Origin of the sequence: Pantoea phytobeneficialis (assembly GCF_009728735.1) — a bacterium.
Classification (GTDB): Bacteria; Pseudomonadota; Gammaproteobacteria; order Enterobacterales; family Enterobacteriaceae; genus Pantoea; species Pantoea phytobeneficialis.
The window spans coordinates 77,525-99,821 of the sequence record NZ_CP024638.1 but is presented as its reverse complement, the minus strand read 5'-3'; the positions used below and the strand labels follow the sequence as shown (position 1 = coordinate 99,821).

General features: G+C 52.5%; 21 protein-coding genes. 13 read left to right on the top strand and 8 right to left on the bottom strand.

Translation table 11 applies throughout. The features are described from left to right. Nucleotides 1-298 precede the first annotated feature (298 nt). The 3 genes from feoA (at nucleotide 299) to CTZ24_RS23715 (ending at nucleotide 3,428) form a co-directional block, all read left to right on the top strand. Entirely contained in the window at nucleotides 299-526 is a 228-nt protein-coding gene (gene feoA, locus CTZ24_RS23725; RefSeq protein WP_208726660.1) for a ferrous iron transporter A, read from the top strand. Further along, nucleotides 523-2,865, top strand: a complete 2,343-nt coding sequence (feoB, locus tag CTZ24_RS23720; protein ID WP_208726659.1) for a Fe(2+) transporter permease subunit FeoB — start codon at nucleotides 523-525, stop codon at nucleotides 2,863-2,865. The genes feoA and feoB overlap by 4 nt, the downstream gene beginning before the upstream one ends. A 212-nt stretch (nucleotides 2,866-3,077) precedes the next feature. Next, on the top strand, nucleotides 3,078-3,428 hold the full coding sequence (locus CTZ24_RS23715; protein WP_208726657.1) for a hypothetical protein: 351 nt from the start codon (nucleotides 3,078-3,080) through the stop codon (nucleotides 3,426-3,428). A gap of 95 nt (nucleotides 3,429-3,523) precedes the next feature. On the opposite strand, the gene CTZ24_RS23710 is transcribed toward CTZ24_RS23715, so the two are convergent. Continuing rightward, a complete protein-coding gene (locus CTZ24_RS23710) occupies nucleotides 3,524-3,784 on the bottom strand; it encodes a hypothetical protein (RefSeq protein WP_021185320.1) in 261 nt (86 codons plus the stop codon). 351 nt (nucleotides 3,785-4,135) lie between these two features. Between CTZ24_RS23710 and CTZ24_RS23705 the strand changes: the two genes are divergently transcribed. The 5 genes from CTZ24_RS23705 to CTZ24_RS23685 are packed head-to-tail and all read left to right on the top strand — an operon-like array spanning nucleotide 4,136 to nucleotide 9,149. Continuing rightward, nucleotides 4,136-5,239 carry an ABC transporter ATP-binding protein gene (locus tag CTZ24_RS23705; protein WP_208726655.1) on the top strand — a complete coding sequence of 368 codons (1,104 nt, stop codon included), beginning with the start codon at nucleotides 4,136-4,138 and terminating at the stop codon, nucleotides 5,237-5,239. 27 nt (nucleotides 5,240-5,266) lie between these two features. Next, nucleotides 5,267-6,544, top strand: a complete 1,278-nt coding sequence (locus CTZ24_RS23700) for an ABC transporter substrate-binding protein (RefSeq protein WP_208726649.1) — start codon at nucleotides 5,267-5,269, stop codon at nucleotides 6,542-6,544. Further along, nucleotides 6,544-7,455: a carbohydrate ABC transporter permease gene (locus tag CTZ24_RS23695; protein ID WP_208726647.1), complete on the top strand. Its 912-nt coding sequence runs from the start codon at nucleotides 6,544-6,546 to the stop codon at nucleotides 7,453-7,455. Before CTZ24_RS23700 ends, CTZ24_RS23695 begins: the two co-directional genes overlap by 1 nt. Further along, a complete protein-coding gene (locus tag CTZ24_RS23690) occupies nucleotides 7,452-8,246 on the top strand; it encodes a carbohydrate ABC transporter permease (protein WP_208726645.1) in 795 nt (264 codons plus the stop codon). The genes CTZ24_RS23695 and CTZ24_RS23690 overlap by 4 nt, the downstream gene beginning before the upstream one ends. Before the next feature lie 12 nt (nucleotides 8,247-8,258). After that, the gene (locus CTZ24_RS23685; protein WP_208726642.1) at nucleotides 8,259-9,149 is read left to right on the top strand and encodes a metallophosphoesterase; all 891 of its coding nucleotides are present in this window, start codon (nucleotides 8,259-8,261) and stop codon (nucleotides 9,147-9,149) included. Here the strand turns inward: CTZ24_RS23685 and CTZ24_RS23680 are convergent. From CTZ24_RS23680 to CTZ24_RS23665, 4 genes are all read right to left on the bottom strand, one after another. Next, nucleotides 9,146-9,922: a TraX family protein gene (locus CTZ24_RS23680; RefSeq protein ID WP_208726641.1), complete on the bottom strand. Its 777-nt coding sequence runs from the start codon at nucleotides 9,920-9,922 to the stop codon at nucleotides 9,146-9,148. The two genes, CTZ24_RS23685 and CTZ24_RS23680, sit on opposite strands and share 4 nt — an antisense overlap. Nucleotides 9,923-10,100: 178 nt before the next feature. Beyond that, nucleotides 10,101-10,502 (bottom strand): H-NS family histone-like protein, encoded by a 402-nt coding sequence (locus CTZ24_RS23675; RefSeq protein WP_208726637.1) that lies wholly within the window; start codon nucleotides 10,500-10,502, stop codon nucleotides 10,101-10,103. Between the two features lie 367 nt (nucleotides 10,503-10,869). Beyond that, complete coding sequence (locus CTZ24_RS23670) at nucleotides 10,870-12,309, bottom strand: Cu(+)/Ag(+) sensor histidine kinase (protein WP_208726635.1); 1,440 nt, start codon at nucleotides 12,307-12,309, stop codon at nucleotides 10,870-10,872. Next, nucleotides 12,299-12,982, bottom strand: coding sequence for a copper/silver response regulator transcription factor (locus CTZ24_RS23665; RefSeq protein WP_021185311.1), 684 nt, complete (start codon nucleotides 12,980-12,982; stop codon nucleotides 12,299-12,301). Before CTZ24_RS23665 ends, CTZ24_RS23670 begins: the two co-directional genes overlap by 11 nt. A gap of 183 nt (nucleotides 12,983-13,165) precedes the next feature. On the opposite strand from CTZ24_RS23665, the gene CTZ24_RS23660 reads away from it, so the two are divergent. The 4 genes from CTZ24_RS23660 to CTZ24_RS23645 all read left to right on the top strand — a co-directional run bounded on the left by CTZ24_RS23660 (nucleotide 13,166) and on the right by CTZ24_RS23645 (nucleotide 19,354). Beyond that, the gene (locus CTZ24_RS23660; protein ID WP_208726634.1) at nucleotides 13,166-14,548 is read left to right on the top strand and encodes a Cu(I)/Ag(I) efflux RND transporter outer membrane protein; all 1,383 of its coding nucleotides are present in this window, start codon (nucleotides 13,166-13,168) and stop codon (nucleotides 14,546-14,548) included. 77 nt (nucleotides 14,549-14,625) lie between these two features. Further along, a complete protein-coding gene (locus tag CTZ24_RS23655; RefSeq protein ID WP_244634087.1) occupies nucleotides 14,626-14,904 on the top strand; it encodes a copper-binding protein in 279 nt (92 codons plus the stop codon). A gap of 75 nt (nucleotides 14,905-14,979) precedes the next feature. Beyond that, entirely contained in the window at nucleotides 14,980-16,215 is a 1,236-nt protein-coding gene (locus tag CTZ24_RS23650; protein WP_208726866.1) for an efflux RND transporter periplasmic adaptor subunit, read from the top strand. Next, nucleotides 16,208-19,354, top strand: coding sequence for a CusA/CzcA family heavy metal efflux RND transporter (locus tag CTZ24_RS23645; RefSeq protein WP_208726865.1), 3,147 nt, complete (start codon nucleotides 16,208-16,210; stop codon nucleotides 19,352-19,354). Before CTZ24_RS23650 ends, CTZ24_RS23645 begins: the two co-directional genes overlap by 8 nt. 40 nt (nucleotides 19,355-19,394) lie before the next feature. Here the strand turns inward: CTZ24_RS23645 and CTZ24_RS23640 are convergent, their stop codons facing one another. The 3 genes from CTZ24_RS23640 to CTZ24_RS23630 form a co-directional block, all read right to left on the bottom strand. Next, nucleotides 19,395-19,703: an addiction module antidote protein gene (locus tag CTZ24_RS23640; RefSeq protein ID WP_208726864.1), complete on the bottom strand. Its 309-nt coding sequence runs from the start codon at nucleotides 19,701-19,703 to the stop codon at nucleotides 19,395-19,397. Between the two features lie 2 nt (nucleotides 19,704-19,705). After that, the gene (locus tag CTZ24_RS23635; RefSeq protein ID WP_208726863.1) at nucleotides 19,706-20,023 is read right to left on the bottom strand and encodes a type II toxin-antitoxin system RelE/ParE family toxin; all 318 of its coding nucleotides are present in this window, start codon (nucleotides 20,021-20,023) and stop codon (nucleotides 19,706-19,708) included. A gap of 194 nt (nucleotides 20,024-20,217) precedes the next feature. After that, nucleotides 20,218-20,820: a cupin domain-containing protein gene (locus tag CTZ24_RS23630; protein ID WP_208726862.1), complete on the bottom strand. Its 603-nt coding sequence runs from the start codon at nucleotides 20,818-20,820 to the stop codon at nucleotides 20,218-20,220. Nucleotides 20,821-20,990: 170 nt separating this feature from the next. Between CTZ24_RS23630 and CTZ24_RS23625 the strand changes: the two genes are divergently transcribed. Then, nucleotides 20,991-22,259, top strand: coding sequence for a hypothetical protein (locus CTZ24_RS23625; protein ID WP_208726861.1), 1,269 nt, complete (start codon nucleotides 20,991-20,993; stop codon nucleotides 22,257-22,259). Nucleotides 22,260-22,297 lie beyond the last annotated feature (38 nt).

Sequence of the window (22,297 nt, the reverse complement as noted above, 5' to 3'; positions counted from 1 at the left end):
TTATTTAAGGCGCTGCTGCGTGACCCATTCTTAGTTTTACCAACGCGTTGGTGAGGCTGTTTCTGATAATAATTACAACATCCTTTTGCCTTTATAGCAGATCCCGCCAGACGCCTAGTGAGCTCGTCGGCCTGGCAATAGACTGATGAAAACCTGAAAATCCGCACAAATACGCTCGCCGTTAACATTTATTGAAATTAAAACCCTGCTCCCCACTCTGATCACGTCTCAGATCAAAAAAGTGGAATGCTTATCATTTATATAATCGCCGTTCCTGATTACCGGACTGGCTGATGATATGCAGATAAAAACGCAAACCACCTGGCGCATTGCGGGTTACCAACCTGCGATAAACCCACACTGGCGGCAGAAGTTGTTAACCATGGGGATGTTACCTGGATCGTTGATTGAGGTTATCCGTGTCGCTCCGCTAGGGAATCCGGTGCAAATTCGCACCCGTCGCGTCAGCCTGGCGGTACGACACAGTGATCTGGCCTCGCTGTTGCTTGAGGAAGTGGTGTCATGAAACAACTCACCATCGGACTGATTGGCAATCCCAACACCGGCAAAACAACTTTATTCAACCAGCTGACCGGCGCACGCCAACGTGTGGGAAACTGGGCAGGTGTCACGGTGGAACGTAAAGAGGGGCAGTTTTTCACCGCGCAGGCGGATGTCCGTCTGATTGACCTGCCGGGAACGCGTTCGCTGACCACCCTCTCTGCCGACAGCTCGATTGATGAAAGCATCGCCTGCCGGTACCTGTTTAATGATGATGCTGACCTGGTAATTAACGTCGTTGATGCATCCAACCTCGAAAGCAATCTGTTTCTCACTTTCCAACTGCTGGAACTGGGTGTGCCCTGCATTATTGCGCTGAATATGCAGGATATTGCCGCCAGCCAGCACATTGATATCGATATTGCCGCACTATCACAACGACTGGGTTGTCCGGTGGTTTCGCTCACCTCGACGCGTGGTGCAGGCATAGCCCAACTGAAGGCGGTGATTGACAGCGAACGGACTCATCAGCCAGTCAGGCAGGTCATTTATCCGGCGGCGATCGATGCGGTTATCCCGCGCTTATGTGCCTGGATGCCGTCTGATATTCCAGCAGAAAAACAATTCTGGCTGGCATTGCAGTTGCTGGAAGGCGATATCAATAGTCAGTCGCTCTGTCCGGCAGTGGTGCCACACCTCGCTGACCTCACCCGACAGGCCGGCGATGACCCCGCAATGTCAATCGCCGATGCACGCTACCGTGCCATAAACGGACTATGCGCCGCCGTCAGCAATATTCAGCACAGTACCCCGAGTCGTTTTACCGAGCGACTCGACAATATCCTTCTTCACCGCTGGGCGGGCATTCCGGTGTTTCTCGCCGTGATGTATTTGATGTTTGTGTTGTCGATCAATATTGGCGCTGCGCTACAACCTATCTTTGATGCCGGTTCGGTGGCGTTGTTTATTCATGGTACGCAATGGCTGGGTTACAGCTGGCATTTCCCGGACTGGTTGACAACCTTTCTGGCTCAGGGCATCGGAGCCGGGATCAACACGGTGCTGCCGATCATCCCACAAATTGGTCTGATGTATCTTTTCCTGTCGTTCCTGGAGGATTCCGGCTATATGGCGCGCGCCGCCTTTGTGATGGACCGTCTGATGCAATCGCTGGGGCTACCCGGCAAATCCTTTGTGCCGTTGATTGTCGGTTTTGGCTGTAATGTGCCTGCCGTAATGGGCGCTCGTACCCTGGATACCACGCGTGAACGTTTGATTACGGTCTTGATTGCCCCCTTTATGTCTTGTGGCGCGCGTCTGGCAATTTTTGCCGTATTTGCTGCTGCCTTTTTTGATACGCACAGTGCCAGCCTGGTCTTCTCGTTGTATGTACTGGGTATGGTGGTAGCGATTGGCACCGGCCTGGTGTTAAAGCACTCGTTGTTACGGGGTGAGGCTTCGCCGTTTATTATGGAACTGCCGGTTTACCACCGACCCCATCTTAAAAGCCTGCTCTTGCAAACCTGGCAGCGGCTGAAAATGTTTATCGTACGGGCGGGCAGGGTCATTATCCTGGTCAGCATGTTGATTGGCGTGTTGAGTAGTTTTTCATTAACTGGCCGAATGGTCGATAACATCAATGACTCGGCGTTGGCTGCTGCCAGCAAAGTGATTACCCCAGTCTTACTACCCATTGGCGTCACGCAAGATAACTGGCAGGCCACGGTTGGGCTGGTTACTGGCATCATGGCAAAAGAAGTGGTGGTAGGAACGCTGAACAGTCTCTATACCGGGGAAGATATTCAGAGTGGGAAATTCGACCCGCGCGAATTTAATCTGCTAAGTGAAATCAAAGACGCACTGACACAAACCCGCGATGGCCTGACGGCGGCTTTCAGTTTAAGCGCCTTGTCAAACCCCATCGAGGCCAGTAAAGGCGATGGTGTGATGGATGCCGGGCAGATGGGCGCGATGAGTGCGAAATTTGGTAATGGATTCGCTGCCTACAGCTATCTGATTTTTGTGCTGCTTTACGTGCCTTGCGTCTCAGTAATGGGGGCGATTGCCCGTGAAGCAGGGCGCAACTGGATGCTGTTCTCCTTCTTCTGGGGATTAAACATTGCCTGGTCGCTGGCTACCCTGTTTTATCAAAGCGTGAGTTTTGCTGCACATCCAGGCTTCAGTTCGCTTTGCGTGGTCAGCGTGATCGCACTGAATGGTGTCATCCTGATGGTGATGCGTCGTCTGGGTAAACGCATGACGTCGCATCAGTTTACGCTCGCACCACAGAACACGACCGCAGAATGTGGGGGGTGTCACGGGTGTTGTAATAATCAGGCTGATCACCGCGTAGCAAAAACCTAATCGCTCAAAGAAAATTCCTGGTAACTCTCAGAAAAATATCAGATTTCATGGCGGTAAATAACTTTACTGTTATGCATTGTTCGATACACGCAACATATCTCGTGAGGTGAACCAGGATGAATAATGCGTTAAGGGCTGCCCTGGTATGGGGTGTTGTCTGTTTTTTGCTGCTGTATTGCGCGTTACCTGTTGATATCGCCATGTCGTAGCAGATGCGTCAACAATTCGGCGTGCCGTGGGTGCAACTGATTGCGGTGAACAGCATCCAGATAATCCCGGCAATGATACCGCTGCTGTGCTTCGTTTGCCTGAGGAATCGTATTGCCAACCGCAAACTCTGGCTGCTTGTCCCAGCGGTTGGCTGGTTTATCGGTAAGCTTGTCGTCCTGGGTGTCCTCTATATTTTTGCATTGAAAATCGCCAATGTGCCGCTTTATGCAGAAGGTTATTTCAGTATGCTCAGGCGCGTGATAACCGCCGAATGGCTGGTCAAAGCGTCGGCGTTAGTGCTGGCGATTATCGCCTGTAGCTATGCCTGGCGGCGGGAAACGCGGGGCAATTGAGGAAGGCTCTGACATGTAGCGGCGCGATTTATCGCGCGTTTTAGCATCATCACGCGATAAATCGCACCGCTACGATTGTCAGCCATGCCCGGTAATTAATCCGGGAAATGGCGCACCGGGACAGGTTCCTGCCGTGGTCGTGAAAAGTTATACAACCGACGTTTCAGGACGCATTGCGGGCAGGGTGTGACTTTTCTGAAGTTATTGCGAGAAACGCCCAGTGCAATCACAAGTTGCTCGTAACGACCAATCAGAATCATATCCTCTTTATTTTCCGCATAAATTCGGCAGGTAGCGTTATGCAGGATATGATTATCATTGGTTTTGGAGATGCTGATGTAGTAGGTGTTTTTCATTGTTATTATCTCTGTGTGATCGGGAAGGCAGCATCTCTTACCGGTCCGAAAAAGTGTAATTATTTTGTATTTTTTTCGGAAGAGCGCTTATTACGTTTCGTTACAAGATGATGCAACCCATTGAAAGTTATGATATGGAATAATCAGCTGAAACAACATTTTCAGAATAATGTTATACGAAATTTATATGGGTCAAATTTTATGACAGTACGAGTTATCGTTCGGACAATAAATTGGTGTTAATGCGGCACCCGGATCACCCTGCCATCATCTAAACGTCACTCAACTTAAATAATTCCTTCACTCTCCCCAGCTAAGTTACCGCCATTCTGATTCCGGGCCAGAGGGCGCATGAGCTACCTTTCTCTTCAACACATCACCAAAGCCTGGGGCGATAAAGTTGCCCTGAACGACATCAGTTTTGCCGCGGAAGAAGGGACTTTTGTCGCACTGCTGGGACCGTCCGGCTGCGGTAAATCAACCTTACGGCGCACCATTGCCGGGCTGGAAAACGCCGACCAGGGTGAAATTTACTGTCGCGACAATGCGATGAGTCATCTGCCGCCGTCACAGCGCCAACTCTCGATGGTGTTCCAGTCTTATGCCCTGTTTCCCCACCTCAGCGTGCGCGAAAACCTGTTGTTCGGTCTGAAAGCGCGTGGTGAGGATAAACAGACGTTTGCCGCGCGTCTGGCTGAAGTCAGCAAGCTGATGGAGTTGGAGAAACTGTTGGATCGCCAACCCTCTCAACTCTCTGGAGGTCAGCAACAGCGTGTGGCGCTCGGCAGGGCGGTGATCGCCAGACACCGTCTGTGTCTGATGGACGAACCGCTGTCGAATCTGGACGCCAAACTACGCCAGAGTATGCGGCGTGAGATCCGTGCCTTGCAGAAGAAACTCGGTCTGACCATGTTATACGTTACCCACGACCAGACCGAAGCCATGAGCATGGCCGACAGCATCATTTTGCTGAATGACGGCCGCATCGAGCAGCACGCCACGCCAGATGACCTCTACAACAATCCTGCCAGCATTTTCGCTGCACAATTTATTGGTGCCCCGCCGATGAATATTCTGCCGCTGCATTGTCGGGGCAGTGCGCACTATCTCAGCCGCATGGTGGCACCGATCGTGATCGATCCTGATGAATCCGCGTTGAGTCTGGGATTACGAGCGGAAGATATCACCCTGGTCGAGCCGAATAACGCACAACTGACCGCCCACGTCATCAGCTACGAATATATGGGGGCTGACACCCTGCTGGTGTGTGCACTGGCGAACGTCACTGACGCGCTCACCGTCAAGGTGCCTGGCATGCAACGCTTTGAGGAAGGCAGTCTGGTCGGGCTGCAATGGTCTCCCTCGCAACAATATTTGTTTGCCAGTCACAGCGGAAAGCGCTGTTGGCTGGCTGAGCAAACGCTCTATTCATGCGAAAAAAAATACGCTGTTTAACCTTCATCTTTCGATCAGGGAAAAATCATGTCTGCACTTCGTCACATACGCCTCGCTTCAGCTTTATTACTTTGCGCATCCTCAGCAGCACTGGCCGCCGAACCGGTTACATTGCAGATGTACTACCCGATTGCGGTTGGGGGAAAGGTAAGCCACACCGTAGATGCCCTGGTGGCTGACTTTGAAAAAGTGCACCCTGAGGTCAGCATTCAGCCGGTTTATACCGGGGATTACGCCACCACCGTCACCAAAGCGCTCACCGCTTTTCGCGGCGGCAATGCGCCGCAGATGGCGGTGATTGGCGATATTGAGGCGTATTCGTTGATTGATGCTGGCGCTATCGTTGCTGCCAGCGATCTGGCGAATGATGCCGAAGGAAAGCAATGGATCGACGGATTCTATCCAGCCTTTCTGCGTCGTATCGACGGTAAAGTCTGGGGGATCCCGTTCCAGCGCTCCACGGTGGTGATGTACTGGAATAAACAAGCGTTTGCAAAAGCCGGACTGGACGCCAATACGCCGCCAGCCACCTGGCAGCAGGTAGTCGATTTCGGTAAGAAGCTGGTGATCAAAGATAACAACGGCGTCAGCCAGTGGGGGATTGAGATCCCGTCAACGCCCAACGGCTACTGGAACTTCCAGGGGTTGTCTGCCACTAACGGCGGTCGTCTGGATAACGGTAAGGGCACGGCGGTGCATTTCAATACCCCCGGCAATATTGCCACGTTGCAATGGTTGACCGATCTCGGACAGAAAGAAAACGTGTCACCGCAAGGCGCCATCGCCTGGGGCACCACGCCGCAGGATTTTATCAGCGGCAAAACCGCGATGATGGTCACCACCACCGGCAATCTGACTGTGGTGCGTGAAAACGCGAAGTTTCCGTTCGGTGTGGCAATGTTGCCGGAGAAAACCCAGCGTGGCAGTCCGACAGGGGGCGGCAACCTCTACGTGTTTAAAAATGCCTCACCGGAACAGCAAAAAGCCGCGATGGAATTTATCCGCTGGGTGTCTGCACCGGAACAGGCTGCTCGCTGGAGTATCGCCACCGGCTACGTTGCCACGTCGCCCGCCGCCTGGGATACCAGCGTGATGAAAGATTATGTTAAGGATGTGCCGCAGGCGCTGGTCGCTCGCGAACAGCTTAAGTACGCGCAGCCGGAACTCTCGACCTATAACAGCGTGCAGATCCAGGAAGCGCTGAACCACGCGATCGAGGCGGCGGTGACGCAGACAAAAACACCGGCTGAGGCGCTGGAATCAGCGCAGAAACAGGCCGACCGTCTGTTAAAAGCGTATCAATAATGAGCACGCTCCTCCCAACAGTGGCGGTCAGCCGCCCCCGGTTCTGGTCACTTCAACTGTATGGCTACTTACTGATATTACCGGCGCTGGGCTTTTTGCTGCTGTTTACCCATTATCCGGCGCTGGCGACGCTGTGGGAGAGCGTGTTCAGTGCCGCACGCAATGGTCATCCGGCCCGCTTTGTCGGGCTGGATAACTATCTGGCGTTGCTGGATGACGATGTATTTATCCGCTCGCTGTGGAATAACCTGCTGTATGCGTTGATCACCATTCCGCTGGCGGTAGCGCTGTCATTGATGATGGCGCTGGCGGTCAACCGCCATCTGCGAGGTAACGCGCTGGTGCGTGCAGCCTTCTTTATTCCGTCGCTGCTGCCGATGATCGCCATCGCCAATCTGTGGCTGTTTTTCTACACGCCGCAGCTTGGCTTGCTGAACAAACTGTTGGCGCTGTTCTCGTTACCCGCCGTCAACTGGCTGGGGGAGCCGGGGAGTGCCCTGTATTGTCTGATGGCGGTGTCGGTGTGGCGTGAGGCGGGATTTTTTATGATTTTCTACCTCGCGGCGTTGCAGCAAATCGATCCACGTCTGAGTGAAGCGGCCACCATAGAAGGCGCATCGCGCAGTTATTTCTTCCGGCGCGTGCAGTGGCCGCTACTGATGCCCACCACGCTCTTTGTGCTGATCAATGCGTCGATGAACGCCTTCCGTATCGTTGATCAGGTGATTGCCATGACCAATGGCGGTCCGGATAACAGCAGCAGTCTGTTGCTGTTCTATATTTATCGCACCGCATTCAGCTACTGGGATATGCCCGCTGCTGCCGCGATGACGGTGGTATTGCTGGTTATCCTAGCCAGCATTGCCCTGATTAAATTTAACCTGCTGGATAAGCGAGCGCATTATCAATGAGATTGCTCAACCTGGTGATTTGGCTGGCGGCGCTGCTGTGGTTTTTACCCATTCTGGTGGCATTGTGGGTGGCGATCCATCCGGCGGCGGAGCAGGGCAGTTTTTCGCTGTTTGCGCCACTGACGCTACAAAACTTCGTCAACGCCTGGCATGCCGCGCCATTCGGGCGTTATTTTATTAACACCAGCTTGCTGGTTGTGATGATCGTGGTCGTGCAGTTGGTTTTAGCTACTATAGCGGCTTACGCGTTAGTGCGCTTTCGCATGAAATATTCCGGCATATTGTTTGCGCTTATCCTGCTGCAATTAATGATCAGCCCCGATGTGCTGATCCTGAATAATTACAAAACGATTGGCGCGCTTGGATTACGCGATAGCCTGACCGGCATTGCGCTGCCCTATTTTGCTTCGGCCTTTGCGATATTCCTGCTGCGTCAGGCGTTCAAAAGTATTCCGCTGGTGCTGGAAGAGGCGGCAATTATCGAAGGGGCCAGCCGTTTTTATATCCTGCGCAAAATCTATATACCGCTGGCGAAACCGATTTACGTAGCTTTTGCGCTGGTGTCGATCAGTTTTCACTGGAATGATTTTCTCTGGCCGCTGGTGATTACCGATTCCGTGCAGGTACGACCATTAACGGTAGGGCTGCAACTGTTTTCCGCCCCGGAGCAGGGGGTGCAGTGGGCATTAATTGGTGCCGCCACCCTGATGACCACCTTGCCGCTGTTGCTGCTGTTTTTCCTGTTCCAGCGTCAATTTATTCAGTCATTTATGCGTGCCGGTATTCGTTAAGGAGCAATCTTCATGTCATTTGTTCAGCCGTTAACCGCACAGCAGCGCAGCTTATTGGGCGATGTCAGTCAGTTTTATCAATTGCCGACTTTACGCCCTGGTTTACTCAATCCGGTCTTGCGCTTTGGCCTGCTGGCGGACCCACAGTACGCCGATATCGAGGCGGATCATGAGAAAAACCGCTACTACCGCCATGCATTACACAAGTTGCCGCCGATCATCGGGCAACTGAACCAGCAGCCGCTGGATTTTGTCGTAACGCTTGGGGATCTGGTTGATCGTCACTGGGGAGATTATGCCGCGCTGCTGCCGATTTATCAGCGCCTGCAACACCCGCATGCGGTGGTGATGGGTAACCATGATGCACTCAGCCTGGTTGACCGTCTGGCCGATGTTCCGCTGCCAAAAAGTTATTACAGCTTCCGCCTGCCAGGCTGGCGTTTTGTGGTGTATGACGGTAACGATATCAGTCTGTATTGCAGCGGTGCCGAACGTCAGCAGGCTGAAGCCATGCTGGCAGAACTGGTGACAAACCAGCAGCCGCAGGCACAACCGTGGAATGGCGGGGTAGGCAGCCAGCAGTGGCAATGGATAGAACAGCAGTTGCAGCAGGCGCAGGCGAGCGATGAGCGGGTGATCGTATTTGGTCACTATCCGCTGGCACCGCATACCACGCATATTCTGTGGAATGGTCCCCAATTGGCGGCGCTATTTTGCCGTTACCGGGTACGTGCCTGTTTTGCGGGACATGATCATCGCGGCGGCTATGCGCGTATCGGCGATACTGAATTTTTTACCCTGCAAGGGCTGTTGGATGGCGCAGAGGCCGCGCCATTTGCCGTGGTGGAAATGATCGGAGATGTACTGAAGGTAACCGGATATGGCGGTGAAATCAGCCGCTAAAGGCGCACCGGCATTACCGCCAGCACGCCAAGCAGGGTGAGATGTCCGGCATAGGCATGATAGAAAAAACGCCGGGGCCAGAGGCGAGCCACTGAGATATGCGGCAGCGCAGCGACTGCGGCAATAATCAGCAGTGGTAGCACCAGCCCTGGCAGTAAATCGTAAACAAGGGTGTCTTGAAAGCCGTGACCGGGCAAACTCAGCCATGTCAACGCCGCGCACACCAGCAGCAGAAACAAGCGACTTTCCGCGACAGCACTGATGCATCTGGCGGCCATACACAGCAAACAAAATACGATGCCGGGAATGCCGTAGCTGGCAGGTGTCAAGGGCCATGCCAGCAGCAGAAGCACCGCCAGCCCTGCCATCGCACCATTGACACCCCATCGTGCAAACCAGCTCAGCAGTTGCGTACAACCGGCATAGGCGAACAGGATGTTAAGTGCCAGCCATGACTGACCTTTCATCATAAAAGCCAGCCAGAACAGCGGTTGGGTGGCTATCGCCCACATCCAGAGCCGTTTGGCGCGCTGACGCAGCCGTGCAGCATCATCGGGCAGGTTGGCGGCCCAGATAAGGGTAAATAAAGGAAAAGCGCTATGACCAAGAGCCGTAAGAAGGGCGTTGTGACTATTTAATAAAATGGTATTGATGTGATCAGCCAGCATCGCCATCAGGGCAATGGTTTTAATGATATCGGCCTGAAATGGGCTAAATGATTTAACCTGGTCAAAAGGTGAGGGGAATCTTAGCGATGTCAGCAAAGCATGCATAGAAAGTCACCGACTATTATTATGTTTTAACCCAAACATTACAATGCGCATCCTCGCGAGTAAAGCCGGTAATAATCCGAATAACTTCTGGCACATTCCGTAGCGGCACGATTTATCGCGCAAGGTGTGTTAGCAAAAAAGAGCGCGATAAATCGCGCCGCTACGTTCAGTACAGGATTTAGATTAAGAAATCATTAAGCGATTTACCGCTGGCAATCGCCGCTTTAATCACCGCAGGTGTGCGGCCCTGACCGGTCCAGTTTTTTTCCTGCCCGTCTTCATCGGTATATTTATACTTCGCCGGACGAGGAGCGCGTTTGGTACGCTGTTTACCGGCGGCCTGCAATGCATCTAATAATTCGGTGGGATCGATGCCATCGCCCAGCAACAAATCACGGTATTTAGCCAGCTTTTCTGCCTTCGCACGCACCGCTGTTTCTTCTGCGTGGTTCTCTTCACGACGCTCGGCAACCACAATAGTGAGCTTCTCCAGCATATCTTCCAGTTCTGCCAGATGAACTTCACGCGCCTGAGCACGCAGGGTACGAATATTATTAAACGCCTTAAGTGAATCACTCATCGACTTCTCCCAAAAATTCTGTGTCATTGAACGAATAAATTAAGCTTTGTTTGATTTTGTACTGCGCAATTATAGGTAGAACATTTGACCCTTACATTTCTGTGCAGAGAAGTACAGCACAACTCTGGCTTAGAATAAAGCAGATTGCACGGTACTTATAACTTTTTCTGTGCATTGAACGGCAAGTGATGAAGCGATTCTAAAGCCAACCTGGTAACAATGACAACATTTGCTCCGGTATTAAGGAAATTATTTATTTATTTTTTGTGACAGACATACAAAATGTGCGGTCGGATCAGGATGGGTTGTTTTGTCAGAACAATCGTGTTTCTTTATTAGGAACTTGTGATTTGTCAGGGATGAATTATTAAAGTCGCGACGGCGCATTTTTAACGTTAATTCCCGGCAGCAGCAAAGTAAATCGGGTGGTAACGGCATCGGACACCACGCTGATTTCCCCCTGATGGGCGGTGACAATCGATTTTACAATCGCCAGACCGATACCGCTGCCTTCGCCTTTTCGTTGGCGTGAAGGATCAACGCGGTAGAAACGATCAAAAAGTCGTGGCAAATGCTCTGGCGCAATCGGAACGCCAGGGTTGGCAACCACCATCTCCACCTGATTCCCGCGCGGCTGGAGCTGGACGGTAACGGCTTGACCGGCAGGCGTATGGCGAATGGCGTTGGAAAGCAGATTATTGATCACCCGGCGCAGCATCAACGGGTCACCCTCCACCACGGCGCTTTCCCCTTCCAGCGTTAACTGCACCTCGCGTTCTTCTGCCCAGGCCTCGAAAAACTCAAACACCCGTATGACTTCACTACGCAGATCCAGGGCGATACGTTCTGGCATCAGCTGATTATTGTCTGCCTGGGCGAGGAACAGCATGTCACTGACCATTTTTGCCATGCGGTTATACTCCTCAAGGCTGGAGTAAAGCACATCCTCCAGCTCCTTCACGCTTCGTGGCTGGCTTAACGCAATCTCCGTCTGGGTGACTAAATTGGTGATCGGGGTTCTGATTTCATGGGCGATATCGGCGGAGAAATTGGCCTGACGCGTGAACACATCTTCAATACGCGCGATCATATGATTGAAGGAGATCACCAGTTGCTCCAGCTCAATCGGCACGCTTTTCGGTTCCAGCCGGACATCGAGATTTTTTGAGGTGATGTTCTTAATCCGCCCGCTGACATTACGCAGTGGCTGATAACCGCGATGCACCGCAAACAGCACAATAAAGATGATCAGCAGGCTGATCAGCGAAGCGATAATCAGCAAGTTATGTTTCAGCGCATCGAGATAGTGCAGATGAAAATCGATCGACAGTGCAATCAACAACCGGTCATTACCCGGCGCAATCGATGAAGCGATAATCCGATAGCTGGCGCTGCGCATCGAGTGTGCAGCCATGCCATCCGACCAGAGAAAAACCTCGCCGGACGCCAGCTTTTGACGAAATGCGGGATCGTGCACCACCGGCATCAACTCCGGGCCATCTGGCGAGCGGAACAGAACCTGATTTTCCGCGGTGAGCAACAACACCGAAATATAGCGATAGCTGTTCAGAGTGATGCTGATTTTATCGACTTTCTGTTGTTCCGATTCGTCCGGATTATTGAGGATGGTGGACAGGGTCGTGCTGATTTGGCGCAGATTGTTGTCGTCCTGTTCGGCGAAATGATGCTGCACCGAATGCAACATAATCCAGGCCGAAGCGGCAAAGGCGATGATGGTGGTGAGGCTGATAAAAAAGGTCAGTCGAAACTCAAGCGACAGCGGGCGGCGCAAGCGGTTAATCCTCATCGGGCACCTCAAGGACATAGCCAACACCGCGCACGGTCTGGATCAGTTTCGGGGTGAAATCGTTATCGATCTTCGCCCGCAGCCGCTTAACCGCGACATCGATAGCATTGGTATCGCTGTCAAAATTCATATCCCACACCTGCGAGGCAATCAGCGAGCGCGGCAGCACTTCGCCACGATGGCGAATAAAAAACTCCAGCAATGTGAACTCCTTGCTGGTGAGAGTGATGCGGTTACTGCCCCGGTATACCTTACGGGAAACCAGATCCAACGTGAGGTCAGCCACCTGAAACTGGCTTTCAGGAATGATGTTAGCGCCGCGCCGCAGCAGGGTTCTGACCCGTGCCAGTAATTCGGCGAAGGCAAAAGGTTTCACCAGATAATCATCAGCCCCCAACTCCAGCCCCTTCACCCGATGCTCAATGGTACCGAGCGCGGTCAGCAACAGAATCGGCATGCCTTTATTGGCGGCACGCAGCATGCGCACAATATCCCAGCCGTTCACGTCCGGCAGCATAATATCCAGTACGATCAGGTCGTAATCGGCAGTCATCGCCAGATGATAACCGGTGAGGCCGTTGTCGCTGCGATCCACCACAAAACCTGCCTCGGTCAGCCCCTTGCTGAGATATTCCCCGGTTTTCACTTCGTCTTCGACAATAAGTATTTTCATCTTCTCACCGCGCTCCCGACTCATCGAATGTCATTCTAAGCGGCCAAAGGGCGATATCAACGACTTCATCTGAAAATGACAGCTTTGTCATTCACCTGTCACCCTGCCAACAGAGTCAGCCGGTTACAGTGGCCGCCATTATATCTTGCAGGTATTCGTCGCGGCGCGGCGGATGAAAACATCATGGACAAATTGAAACTGACCGTTGTGGCCGCGACCTTGTTACTGGCGGGCTGTGTCTCGCTGGCACCGGAGTATCAGGCACCTGAACTGCCGATCCCGCAACAATTTTCGCTGTCAGGCAACAGCCTGGTGCCACAGAACCGTGGTTATCAGGATAGCGGTTGGCGCACCTTTTTTTCTGACCCGCAGATCCAGCGTTTGATTGATGAAGCGCTGCGCAATAACCGCGATCTGCGCATGGCGACCCTGAAAGTGCAGGAGGCGCGCGCGCAGTATCGGATCACCGATGCCGATCGCTACCCGCAGCTGAATGGCGCATCGCAGGCGAGTTACAGCGGAGGCATAAAAGGTGACAGTGTCACGGAAAGGCAATATCAGGCCGGGATTGACCTGAGTTTTGAGCTGGATTTGTTCGGTAAGCTGAAAAACCTCAGCGAAGCCGATCGGCAAAACTTCCTTGCCAGCCAGGAAGCGCAGCGTGCGGTCCATATCCTGTTGGTAGCCACCGTTGCTCAGAATTATTTCAGCCTGCAACTGGCTGACGAACAACTGAATATCGCGCGCGAGACGCTGCAAAATTATCAGCAATCTTATGCGTTAGTTGAACAACAGCTGATGACCGGGAGTAGCAGCGTCCTGGCAGTGGAGCAGGCGCGTGGTTTGATTGAAAGCACCTGGGCGGAGATGGCTGCGCGCGAAGGACAACTGGCGCAGGCGAAGACGGCGTTGCAACTGGTGTTGGGCAGTGGACAAAACCTGCCAGCCATGCCGCCCGGCACAACCGAACTTCATCCGGTAACGCTTCCTGCGCATCTTTCCTCCGAGATCCTGCGCCAGCGCCCGGATCTGATGGAAGCCGAACACCAGTTGATGGCGGCTCACGCCAATATCGGCGCGGCCAGAGCGGCATTCTACCCGTCGATTAGCCTGACCAGCGAGCTTTCCACCAGCAGTACGGATTTGACCAATCTGTTCTCCGCTGGCAGTGGGATGTGGAATTTTATCCCAAAAATTGAGGTGCCGATTTTTAACGCCGGACGTAATCAGGCCAACCTGGCCGTTGCGGATGTGCGTCAGCAACAATCGGTGGTGAATTACCAGCAAAAAATTCAAACCGCGTTTAAGCAAGTGGCCGATGCCCTGGCATTGCGCGACAGCCTCGAAAAACAAATGGCGGCGCAGCAGCGCTACCTGTCCTCGCTGGAAATAACTTTGCAACGGGCGCGTGGATTATATTCCAGCGGAGCAGTGAGTTATATCGAGGTGCTGGATGCACAACGTTCGTTATTTTCCACCCGACAAACCCTGCTGGATTTGCAATATTCCCGCCAGGTAAATGAAATCAACCTGTTTAACGCCCTGGGCGGCGGCTGGACAGAATAACTTTTTAATTCATATCATCAGGAGTCAATATTATGCGTAAGTTTATTAACGTTGCTTTATTCAGTATTTTCCCGTTAATGCTGCTGCCCGGTGTGCAGGCGAGTGAGCAGCACGCCGCCATAGCGCAGCAGGTCATTAACGCCAGCGGCGTGGTCAAACAGATTGATCTGGTGAATAAAAAAATCACCATCGCTCATGAAGAGATCCCGGCACTTGGCTGGCCTGCCATGACCATGCGCTTTACCTTTACCACTCAGGACGACAGCATCAATGCCTTAAAGGTGGGTAGCCCGGTCAGCTTCTCGTTTATTCAGCAGGGGAATATTTCGCTGTTGCAGAGCATCAATATTGGATAACACCCTCCGTAGCGGCGCGATTTATCGCGCGGGGTTTAAATATCGAGCCGCTACGGACAACGGAATAATCACATCATGGCATCGTTAACCTATAAATATGCTGCTGTGGCTCTCGGTGGTTTGATAATCGGCGGGCTGATCGTGGCAGCAGCTTTCCCTTATTTTACCACCAGCGAAAAAGCCGTTTCTCCCACAGCAGAGCGCAAAGTTTTATTCTGGTATGACCCGATGAAACCCGATACGAAATTCGACAAGCCGGGTAAGTCTCCCTTTATGGATATGGACCTGGTGCCGAAATACGCCGATGAGGGCGACGCGGCAAACAGCAACGGTATCCGTATTGATCCGGTGCAGGTGCAGAACCTTGGCATGAAGACGGTACAAGTCAGCAAAGGTCGCCTGCAATATAGCCGTACCCTTCCGGCCAACGTCAGTTTTAACGATTATCAGTTTGTGATTGTTCAGGCGCGCGCCGATGGGTTTGTGGAGAAGGTATACCCGCTCACCCTTGGCGATAAGGTGCCAAAAGGCACACCGCTGATCGATATTACTATTCCTGAATGGGTCACGGCGCAGAGCGAATATTTGTTGCTGTCCAGTAGCGGTGGGTCGACAACCCAGGTGAAAGGAATTCTGGAGCGTTTGCGTCTGGCGGGAATGCCGGAAGAAGATATCCAGCGTTTACGCACCTCGCGCAGCATTCAGACCCGTTTCACCATCAAAGCGCCGATTGATGGCGTGATTACCGCCTTTGATCTGCGCAGCGGCATGAACATTTCGAAAGACAAGGTGGTCGCACAGATTCAGGGCATGGACCCGGTATGGATCAGCGCGGCGGTGCCGGAAGCGGTCGCCGGATTGCTGAACGACCATTCCCGGTTTGCCGTGTCGGTGCCGGCCTATCCGAACCACTCGTTCAGGATCGAAAAATGGACCCTTTTGCCGAGTGTTGATCAGACCACGCGCACGCTTCAGGTGCGCCTGCAAGTGGATAACCGTGATGAATTGCTGAAACCCGGCATGAATGCGTTTTTGCAACTGCAAAGCCAAAGCGACGAGATGTTGCTGATCCCGTCCCAGGCGGTGATCGATACCGGTGATGAACAGCGCGTGATTACCGTGGATCACGCGGGGCGCTTTGTGCCGAAAGCCATTCGCGTGTTGCAGGCCACATCGCAACAAACCGGCATTGCTGACGGGTTGCAGGAAGGGGAATCCATTGTGGCCAACGGACTCTTCCTGATTGACTCGGAAGCCAATATCAGCGGAGCGTTGGCGCGGATGCGTCAGGCGGAGCACGACCATGATTGAATGGATTATCCGACGTTCGGTCGCCAACCGCTTTCTGGTGATGATGGGCGTGGTGTTTCTCAGCCTCTGGGGCGGCTGGACTATCATCAACACCCCGGTTGATGCCTTGCCCGATCTTTCTGATGTGCAGGTGATCATCAAAACCAGCTATCCCGGCCAGGCACCGCAGATTGTGGAAAACCAGGTCACTTATCCGCTCACCACCACCATGCTGTCCGTGCCGGGCGCGAAAACGGTGCGCGGTTTTTCACAGTTTGGCGACTCGTATGTTTATGTGATTTTTGCTGACGGTACCGACCTGTACTGGGCGCGATCCCGGGTGCTGGAGTACCTGAACCAGGTGCAGGGAAAATTACCGGCTGGCGTCAGTTCCGAGATCGGCCCGGACGCCACCGGTGTCGGCTGGATTTATGAGTATGCGCTGGTGGATCACAGCGGTAAGCACGATCTGGCCGAGTTGCGTTCCTTGCAGGATTGGTTCCTGAAATACGAACTGAAAACCATTCCGGATGTGGCGGAAGTTGCCTCGGTGGGCGGGGTGGTGAAGCAGTACCAGATTCAGGTCAATCCGGTGCAACTGGCGCAATACGGTATCAGCCTGGCGGAAGTTAAATCGGCGATTGAAGCCTCCAATCAGGAAGCGGGCGGTTCCTCGGTGGAAATCGCCGAAGCGGAATATATGGTGCGGGCCAGTGGCTACCTGAAAACCCTGGACGACTTCAATCATATCGTATTGAAAACCACCGCCAACGGGGTGCCGGTCACGCTGGGTGAGGTGGCGCGGGTACAGACTGGACCGGAAATGCGGCGAGGTATCGCTGAACTTAACGGTGAAGGCGAAGTGGCTGGCGGAGTGATTATCCTGCGCTCCGGCAAAAACGCGCGTGAGGTGATTGGTGCGGTGCGTGAAAAACTCGCTACCCTGAAACACAGCCTGCCCGCCGGGGTTGAGGTGGTGACCACCTATGACCGCAGCCAGTTGATCGATCGTGCCATCGATAACCTGAGCCACAAGTTGCTGGAGGAATTTCTGGTGGTGGCGCTGGTGTGCGCGTTGTTCCTGTGGCATGTGCGCTCGGCGCTGGTGGCGATTATCTCGTTGCCGCTCGGGTTGTGTATCGCCTTTATCGTGATGCATTTCCAGGGGTTGAATGCCAACATCATGTCGCTGGGCGGTATCGCCATTGCGGTGGGGGCGATGGTGGATGCGGCGATTGTGATGATTGAAAACGCCCACAAACGGCTTGAAGAGTGGCAACATCAGCACCCGGACACGCCCATCGACAGCGCAAGTCGCTGGAAGGTGATTACCGATGCCTCCGTCGAAGTTGGACCGGCGTTGTTTATCAGCCTGCTGATTATTACCTTGTCGTTTATCCCGATTTTCACCCTTGAAGGCCAGGAAGGGCGGCTGTTTGGCCCGCTGGCGTTTACCAAAACCTATGCGATGGCTGGCGCGGCGGCGCTGGCGATTATCGTCATCCCGATTCTGATGGGGCTGTGGATCAGAGGCAAAATCCCGGCGGAAACCCGCAACCCGCTTAACCGGGTATTGATCAAAATGTATCACCCGCTGCTGCTGAAGGTGCTGCACTGGCCGAAGCTGACGTTAGTGGCGGCCGCGTTGTCAATCCTGACCGTGTGGTGGCCGCTAAGTCAGGTAGGGGGGGAATTCCTGCCAAAAATTAACGAAGGCGATCTGCTCTATATGCCTTCGACCTTGCCGGGCGTGTCACCGGGACAGGCGGCGGCGTTGTTGCAGACTACCGATAAACTGATCAAAACCGTACCCGAAGTGGCCTCGGTGTTCGGCAAAACCGGTAAAGCGGAAACCGCCACCGATGCGGCACCGCTGGAGATGGTGGAAACCACGATTCAACTGAAACCGGAAAGCGAGTGGCGGCCAGGCATGACCCTCGACAAAATTATCGATGAACTGGACGCCAGGGTGCGCCTGCCAGGCCTGGCAAACCTGTGGGTGCCGCCGATTCGCAATCGCATCGATATGCTCTCCACCGGGATTAAAAGCCCGATAGGCATCAAGGTGTCCGGCACGTCGCTTGCGGATATCGATGACAGCGCGCAGCGTATTGAAGCGGTGGCAAAAACCGTGCCCGGCGTGGTGTCAGCCCTGGCGGAACGTCTGCAAGGCGGGCGTTACATTGATGTGGATATCAATCGGGAAAAAGCGGCACGTTATGGCATGACGGTGGGCGATGTACAGTTATTTGTCTCTTCAGCGATTGGTGGCACCACGGTGGGTGAAACGGTGGAAGGCGTGGCGCGTTATCCGATTAACATGCGCTACCCGCAAGGTTACCGCGATAGCCCGGCAGCGCTACGGCAGTTACCGATCCTCACCCCGATGAAACAACAAATCACCCTGGGAGATGTGGCGGATGTCCGGGTGGTTACTGGCCCCACCATGTTGAAAACTGAGAATGCCCGACCCGCCAGTTGGATCTACATCGATGCCCGTGGTCGTGACATGGTCTCCGTGGTGGAGGATCTTAAAACCGCGATTGCCGGGCAGGTCACGCTGAAGCCAGGCACCAGCGTCGCCTTCTCCGGTCAGTTTGAGTTGCTGGAACATGCCAACAAGAAGCTGAAACTGATGGTGCCGATGACGGTGATGATTATCTTTATCCTGCTGTATCTGGCATTTCGCCGCGTTGATGAAGCTCTGCTGATCCTGATGAGCCTGCCTTTCGCGCTGGTGGGCGGCATTTGGTTTCTCTGGTGGCAGGGATTCCATCTGTCGGTGGCGACCGGCACCGGGTTTATTGCGCTGGCCGGGGTGGCGGCGGAATTTGGTGTGGTGATGTTGATGTATCTGCGCCATGCCATCGAGGCGGATCCTGCGCTGGCTCACCCGACCACCTTCACGCAGCAAGGGCTGGATAAAGCGTTGTATCAGGGGGCGGTGCTGCGTGTACGGCCGAAAGCGATGACGGTTGCGGTGATCATTGCGGGCCTGCTGCCGATTCTGTGGGGGAGTGGGGCGGGATCGGAGGTGATGAGCCGTATCGCTGCGCCCATGATCGGCGGCATGATCACCGCGCCGCTGTTGTCGCTGTTTATCATCCCTGCGGCTTATAAACTGATCTGGCTGCGTCGCCAGCGGTTAATTAAAGGGTAATACAAGTGGCGCAAGGAATTGCGCCATGCCATATCTGGTATTAGTTACATGCCAGGTGAGAAAATTGGAAACCGGTTGCATTAACCACACTACGCAACGTTTTTAAGGTTGGATTACCTGCTGGCGATAGGGTTCTGTATAGTGTCTCGCGCGAAACTCCCGCTTTCTCTGCGATGGTCGCCATACCCCCTCGGGCCTCAACAATATGACGCAGTGCCATCAAAAAAGCCTCCTGGCCACCTTCTTCATCTATATCAAGGAATGCCTGGTGTAGGTATGCCTGGGCAAAAGAGGGATCGTCACGCAGGATCTCAACCATTGCGTCATCATGTAAACGGGACTTAACCATTGTCACCTCGATAAATAATCTTTCAGACAGCTGACTGCTGCATTGATGTCTGCATCCTGAGTGCGTTTGTCTCCAGCCAGAAGTAACAGTACGACTTCGCCATCAACGATACTGTAATAAACACGATATCCCGCTCCCTGGTCGATTCTGAGTTCCCACACTCCTTCACGGCAGGGCTTATGATCACCAAAGTTCCCCGTAGCCATTCGGTTAACGCGGGATGCAATTTTTGCTTTGGCAATTGAATCACGAATTTTGCTGAAAAAGTCAGCGTACAGGTCCCTGCCGCCAGGTGTTAAATAGTGTTTTATCGTTTTCAATTATCTCTAATGTAGCCTTTAAGCTACAACCCTTCAATGTTTATCTACTTTACCTTTGAAAATGAAATACCTTTTTCCCTTGGCTTTAACTGATCATGAACGAGTGTGCATGTTAAAAAAACAAAAAACTATACTTTTGTATAGTTTTTCATGGTGGTATATCCTTCCTCTGTTTGACTTTTCGCCCGATATCTTTACCCCTGTTGCCAACTCTGTGTCAGGGGACCATGACGTCCGCTAACCGGATCGCTCTCCGGGAACGGTAACCGGCTGATACGTTGCAACATCTCTGAGGTCGGTGCCGTGCGGCAGATATCCCATTGTTGATGGGGCGGATAGGCCCCCACTACCTGGAAATCCTCGCTGCTGCCCTGGTTACAATGCCCGGTGCCGGCGGGGAGCAGAGCGACATCACCTGCCGTCATCGTGATAACTTCACCTCCTGGTCCTCCCAACATCACTTTCGCATGACCGCTGACGCACCCCAGCACTTCATGGGCGGTGCTGTGATAATGATGAAAGCTGAAAATGGACGCGACCCACTGCGGCGGCCAGTCGTTGTTCTCAAATAAACTTTCGGTTGGGGCCGTCATTGCAGGCGAAGGGGGTAACACGCCTTGATAAAAAATAACCGGCAGATGGGGGTTATTTGGCACCCAGTTGTTGCGTTCTAAGCGCAGCAGTTTGACGTTGTCTGCCGCAGGTGCAGCGCTGGCATAGCGGTTGAACAGCACAGGCGCACTCAATGCAAGGCCGGACAACGCTCCGATAAAGTGACGACGAGATAAACCATTCATCCCTTCCTCCTGACTTTAAGTGAGATATTGATCACATTTTTAAGCTTAATACAAATGTGATGTGATCGCGTGGCATGTTTGACAGAAGGGATAAAGTTACCAAATGTGAAGGTTTCATCTTAAAATTAACCTGAGGGGATTATACCAATGTGAAATGAAAGGAAATCGATATGGAAGTTAACTATGGCAGCGCGGATGTTCATCTTTTCATAAAACCTAATACTCAGCTGAAACATGAAGGTACTGGCTACATTAAAAGGAGTATAAACACCGACAGAACGCTTCACAGCAATACTAAGCGACAAAATTCCGGAAAAAGTAATTCTTACAATTGGATCAAATCAGATAACTACAGAAACCAGTATAAAATGATTACGGATAACCTGCTGAGGAAAATTAAAAAAATTGTTCCTGCGCGGTGGGCTATTCTTGAAAAGAGAATTCAAAGGGGTGAAAAATTTCATCGAGTAGATATCGTCAGTAAACTTTTATCCCCTTTTAATTTCAATGCGATAGAAGTCTTAAAACAAAGTAAAATGACAGAGGTTCTGAATAAAATAATAACATCTGGTGTGTCCGATACGACGGTACGGAATGCATTAACTCAACGGATGCAGCAAGAGATGGAAATGTGGGAGCCTGCAAATGAGGCGCAAATTGCAGGCATAAAGTCCTTCCTCGAAACGTATAAATTGATAAATTGTGATTTAACTAAACTGGTGTTGATGCAGTTGAATCCTCAATTCTCGGCCTTGAATTTTTCCAAAGAACAATTGAGATTTGCATTGAGAAACCTGAAAGAAAGTATGACGTGGACGGATATTGAACTTAGTCATATGATCGCCAACACAATTATCCCCAAAAATACGGAACTGTGGTACGAGAAAAAGAAGGCGTTATTCAGCGATGAAAGCGTGAAATCTCTTGATTTCAGTTTCCGCCTGCAAAACAGTGGTTGCCCGTCGGAAATAACCGTTGAACAGTTACAAAAACTCCTTTTGCGTGATGGTCGTCGCGATATGACATGTGGCCTGATTTCTCTGTATGCCACGCAATCAGGGATAGAATTTGCGCTTTATGATCACCACACTGCCATTCTGAAAAAGGATGAGCCTAATCGCGAACCAAAGGTTAATTCCGGTCCTTTATCTGAATGCAATCCAAACCCTTCTTTGCTGCAAATTCCGGAAACAGCGCCTGACAGATGCCCTATGCTCCCCTCTTCATTACCTGTTCAAACATCTGTCACTGAGATGAAGACGCAATTCTGCTGGTTCGCTGATCCCACAACCCCATTGAAACCATTGATGGTGGAAAACGTACCTGCTATGGCTACCTTTGATTTTGTTTCGGGACAGATGGTCCACACCCCAGTTGCTGATGCGATGCAGCGTAGTGAAGATTTTTCCCGGCAATTCTTGCTTGACCGGGAGGAATAACATGACGCGCCACCCCGCGCTGCCAACGGGTAGTGGCG

Coding starts and splice junctions, on each gene's coding strand:
- feoA (WP_208726660.1), top strand. CDS start 299: ATGCAGATAAAAACGCAAACCACCTGGCGCATTGCGGGTTACCAACCT.
- feoB (WP_208726659.1), top strand. CDS start 523: ATGAAACAACTCACCATCGGACTGATTGGCAATCCCAACACCGGCAAA.
- CTZ24_RS23715 (WP_208726657.1), top strand. CDS start 3,078: ATGCGTCAACAATTCGGCGTGCCGTGGGTGCAACTGATTGCGGTGAAC.
- CTZ24_RS23710 (WP_021185320.1), bottom strand. CDS start 3,784: ATGAAAAACACCTACTACATCAGCATCTCCAAAACCAATGATAATCAT.
- CTZ24_RS23705 (WP_208726655.1), top strand. CDS start 4,136: ATGAGCTACCTTTCTCTTCAACACATCACCAAAGCCTGGGGCGATAAA.
- CTZ24_RS23700 (WP_208726649.1), top strand. CDS start 5,267: ATGTCTGCACTTCGTCACATACGCCTCGCTTCAGCTTTATTACTTTGC.
- CTZ24_RS23695 (WP_208726647.1), top strand. CDS start 6,544: ATGAGCACGCTCCTCCCAACAGTGGCGGTCAGCCGCCCCCGGTTCTGG.
- CTZ24_RS23690 (WP_208726645.1), top strand. CDS start 7,452: ATGAGATTGCTCAACCTGGTGATTTGGCTGGCGGCGCTGCTGTGGTTT.
- CTZ24_RS23685 (WP_208726642.1), top strand. CDS start 8,259: ATGTCATTTGTTCAGCCGTTAACCGCACAGCAGCGCAGCTTATTGGGC.
- CTZ24_RS23680 (WP_208726641.1), bottom strand. CDS start 9,922: ATGCATGCTTTGCTGACATCGCTAAGATTCCCCTCACCTTTTGACCAG.
- CTZ24_RS23675 (WP_208726637.1), bottom strand. CDS start 10,502: ATGAGTGATTCACTTAAGGCGTTTAATAATATTCGTACCCTGCGTGCT.
- CTZ24_RS23670 (WP_208726635.1), bottom strand. CDS start 12,309: ATGAGGATTAACCGCTTGCGCCGCCCGCTGTCGCTTGAGTTTCGACTG.
- CTZ24_RS23665 (WP_021185311.1), bottom strand. CDS start 12,982: ATGAAAATACTTATTGTCGAAGACGAAGTGAAAACCGGGGAATATCTC.
- CTZ24_RS23660 (WP_208726634.1), top strand. CDS start 13,166: ATGGACAAATTGAAACTGACCGTTGTGGCCGCGACCTTGTTACTGGCG.
- CTZ24_RS23655 (WP_244634087.1), top strand. CDS start 14,626: ATGCTGCTGCCCGGTGTGCAGGCGAGTGAGCAGCACGCCGCCATAGCG.
- CTZ24_RS23650 (WP_208726866.1), top strand. CDS start 14,980: ATGGCATCGTTAACCTATAAATATGCTGCTGTGGCTCTCGGTGGTTTG.
- CTZ24_RS23645 (WP_208726865.1), top strand. CDS start 16,208: ATGATTGAATGGATTATCCGACGTTCGGTCGCCAACCGCTTTCTGGTG.
- CTZ24_RS23640 (WP_208726864.1), bottom strand. CDS start 19,703: ATGGTTAAGTCCCGTTTACATGATGACGCAATGGTTGAGATCCTGCGT.
- CTZ24_RS23630 (WP_208726862.1), bottom strand. CDS start 20,820: ATGAATGGTTTATCTCGTCGTCACTTTATCGGAGCGTTGTCCGGCCTT.
- CTZ24_RS23625 (WP_208726861.1), top strand. CDS start 20,991: ATGGAAGTTAACTATGGCAGCGCGGATGTTCATCTTTTCATAAAACCT.